General features: G+C 64.0%; 3 protein-coding genes and 1 pseudogene. 1 reads left to right on the forward strand and 3 read right to left on the reverse strand.

What is annotated here, in order from left to right:
* Positions 1-337: pseudogene (locus AC1DX0_RS33605) on the forward strand (type II toxin-antitoxin system HipA family toxin); the annotation flags it as partial.
* A 21-nt stretch (positions 338-358) separates the two neighbouring features.
* Here the strand turns inward: AC1DX0_RS33605 and AC1DX0_RS33610 are convergent.
* The 3 genes from AC1DX0_RS33610 to AC1DX0_RS33620 form a co-directional block, all read right to left on the reverse strand.
* Positions 359-1,321 carry an SDR family oxidoreductase gene (locus tag AC1DX0_RS33610; RefSeq protein WP_477224313.1) on the reverse strand — a complete coding sequence of 321 codons (963 nt, stop codon included), beginning with the start codon at positions 1,319-1,321 and terminating at the stop codon, positions 359-361.
* Positions 1,318-2,187, reverse strand: coding sequence for an SDR family NAD(P)-dependent oxidoreductase (locus AC1DX0_RS33615; protein ID WP_477224314.1), 870 nt, complete (start codon positions 2,185-2,187; stop codon positions 1,318-1,320). The genes AC1DX0_RS33610 and AC1DX0_RS33615 overlap by 4 nt, the downstream gene beginning before the upstream one ends.
* A gap of 109 nt (positions 2,188-2,296) precedes the next feature.
* Complete coding sequence (locus tag AC1DX0_RS33620) at positions 2,297-2,866, reverse strand: TetR/AcrR family transcriptional regulator (protein ID WP_477224315.1); 570 nt, start codon at positions 2,864-2,866, stop codon at positions 2,297-2,299.
* Positions 2,867-3,133: the final 267 nt, after the last annotated feature.

Consider the following 3,133-nt stretch of genomic DNA (forward strand, 5'->3'; position numbering starts at 1 on the left):
GCTCGACACCAACCTGACCGATGAGCTTGCCTTCAGGATCGGTTCGGCGGATCGGTTGGAAGCAATTTCCGCCGCCGACTTTTCAGCCTTCCTGCAGGCGCTCGGCATCGATAGTGCCGCTGCACGAAAGCGCATGCGGGCGGGCTACACGGCCGATGTAGCAGGGTCGTTGGCGCGGCAATTGGACGGCCTCGCCAAGCGAAACATGAAGCGCTTCGCCGATCTCATCGCGTCCAACATCGCGACGCTGACGGCGGCGTTCGGGCTGGGCACACCGGCGGCGGTCGGGCAGCGCGACGCGTTTCTCGACCGGGCCGGGGGCTGGCTGATGAGCTGAGCCGCGCCTGGTTGCGCGTCCTCAGCGGGCAGTTCCATCAAGCGCATCCGGCCACGTCACACCGGTCAAATCCTGCGACACATCCCACAGCCTTGCGGCGACAGCTCTGTCCTGCGCGTGCCTGCCGATCCTGGCCTCGCCGACCGCGCCCTTCATTTCGAACAGGCCTTGCGGGCCGTAATAGCCGCCCGGTTTGGCATCCGGCGCCGTTGCGGCGAACAGCGTCGGCAGTGCGCCCTCGGAGGCGGACTGGGACAGAACAGGCGCCAGCAGCACGCCAAGCCAGTCGAATGGCGACGACCGGCCGTCGCGGCCCATGCGCGGGCCGCTGGTCTGCAGGTCGGTGAGGGCGTAGCCGGGATGTGCGGCGTTGCTGAGCAATCCCCAGCCATTGGCATCGCTGCGGCGCTGCAGTTCGAAGGCGAACAGGATCATGGCGAGCTTGGACTGCGCATAGGCGGCCCAGGGCCGGTAGCGCTGCCGCCATTGCAAATCGTCGAAATGGATCGCCGCCTGGATGCGGTGGGCGCCGCTACTGAGATTGACGATGCGCGTCTTCTGCCCCTTGCGCAGCATAGGCAACAGGCGTCCGGTCAGGGCGAAATGGCCGAGATAGTTGGTGCCGAACTGCAATTCGAAACCGTCGGCGGTTTCGTGGCGGGTCGGCGGGGTCATCACGCCGGCATTGTTGACCAGCAGGTCGATCGCCTCCCATTCGCCGGCAAGCTGGCTAGCGAAGGCTTCGATCGAGGCGAGGTCGGCGAGGTCGAGATGGGCGTAGCGCACGGTGGCGCCGGGAATGGCGGCCCGGACGAGGCTCAGCGCATCCTTGCCCTTGGCTTCGTTGCGTCCGGTCATCAGCACGTCCGCGCCGGCCTTTGCCAGCGCCAGCGCGGTCTCGTAGCCGAGGCCGCCCGTGGCGCCAGTGATGACCACCTTGCGTCCCTGCTGGGGCGCGATGTCGTGCGTGGTCCAGGTGCTCATGACTGGCTTTCCTGCGACAGGAACGACAGGTCGACGCCCGCGATATCGATGGAGGTGCTGACCGGCGCCCACTCCTTCGCCGCCTGCTGGCGCGCCGCTTCCGCCTGGCCAAACACATGCAAGGCGTCGCTGCCGAGGATCAGGTGGACGGGCAGCGTGTCATGCGTGGTGAGATCGACGACGACGCCGGCCACCTTTTTAGGGTCACCGATGGCATTGCCGGCATAGGCCTTGAGCATCCCGAGAATGGCGCCGACGCTCGGCTCATAATCGGGCAGCAGCGCGGGAGCGTTGGCCATGGCGGTGGTGCCCCAGTCGGTGCGCATGCCGCCCGGCTCGATCGCGATGATCTTGACGCCGAAAGGCGCGAGTTCCAGCGCCAGCACTTCGGTGAAGCCGCCCACCGCCCATTTGGCCGCCTGGTAGGCGCTCAGCCCCGCCGTGCCGACGCGGCCGCCGACCGAGGAGATGTTGATGATGTGGCCCGAACGCTGCGAACGCATGGCCGGGATCGCGGCGCGGGTGAGGTTGACGACGCCGTAGAGATTGGTGTCGATCTGGGCCCGGAAATCGGCCTCTTCGGTCTGCTCGAAGGGGCTGATATGGCCGAAGCCGGCATTGTTGACGAGAACGTCCAGGCGGCCGAACGTTTCCACCGCAAAGTCCACCGCGGCCCGCGCGGCGCTGGCGTCGGTGACGTCGAGCGCAAAGCTGTGCAGTTGCCCGGGGTGGCGGCTTTCGAGATCGGCGAGGCGGCCGATATCGCGGGCCGTCGCCACGACGCTGTCGCCGGCGGCAAGGGCCGCCTCGGTAATATCGCGCCCGAGTCCGCGGGCGCTGCCGGTAATCAGCCAGATTTTTGGCATTGTCTTGTCCTTTCAGAGGGTTGTAAATAAAAGAGTGAGTAGGCACTCATTTTTGAAGTTGGATTGATGGTTGGTTTTCGGTGATCCGCGCTGGCTGAGGTGGCGGTTGTTACTTCGAGATGCCGTTCCAGAAGAACGCGAAGCCGGACTGCTTGTAATGTTCGCGTCGCCCCGGATCGCGGGCGATGAATTCGAGCGTCGTCTCGGCGAGCGCTTCGAATATGCCTCCGGCAAAGCTCATCGAGCAGTCCTTCAGCCCGCCGTCGACAAGGCTTTCCTCGATCATCTCATTGATGTCGCCGAAGGCCGCGTTGCCCTGCTGCCTGCTCTGCTCCGTGATCCGCTCGGAAACACCGAGCTGGCGCATGGCCTTGCGCTTCATTTGATATTCCGCTCCCCAGTCGATGAAGTTGTTCCAGACGTGGCGGCTGCGCTCGCGCAGGCTGGCTTGCGACGGGTACGACGTCAGCAAGGCCTTGCCGAGGTCGGCCTTGATCTCGAGGTAGAGCTGGTTGAGCAGCTCATCCTTGTTGGCGAAGTAGTTGAAGAGCGTGCCTTCGGAGAGGCCGGCATCCCTGGCGATCTTTGCCGTGGCCGCGCCGGTGCCCAGCGTCGACACCAGGGTGGTGGCGGATGCCAGGATTGCGTCGCGCTTTTCTTCGCTGAGGGGGCGGGCCATGCTGGAACCGAGTTGAGTGAGTGATCACTCACTTATGAAGGCGTGCGTAAAGTGTCAAGGGCATGTCGGGAACTGCCGGTTTTCACTTTCGGCAGCCAGACGATTGCATCTCTCGCCGCACACGCTGGCGGCAGCATATGCGGCAGCAGTCCCTCAAATTTTTCACGTATCACTTTACTAATACTTTTAAAAATTCAATAGTTAGGTATCTTGGGTGCCTTGAGGGGTGGGAACTAAGAGGCTTGCTTCCAACATTCTTTGGTACGC

The organism is Mesorhizobium sp. P3_A9 (genome assembly GCF_056402975.1).

What these genes read in the sequence shown, in the direction of transcription:
- AC1DX0_RS33615 (WP_477224314.1), bottom strand. Translation starts at nt 2,187, where the DNA reads ATGCCAAAAATCTGGCTGATTACCGGCAGCGCCCGCGGACTCGGGCGC.
- AC1DX0_RS33620 (WP_477224315.1), bottom strand. Translation starts at nt 2,866, where the DNA reads ATGGCCCGCCCCCTCAGCGAAGAAAAGCGCGACGCAATCCTGGCATCC.
- AC1DX0_RS33610 (WP_477224313.1), bottom strand. Translation starts at nt 1,321, where the DNA reads ATGAGCACCTGGACCACGCACGACATCGCGCCCCAGCAGGGACGCAAG.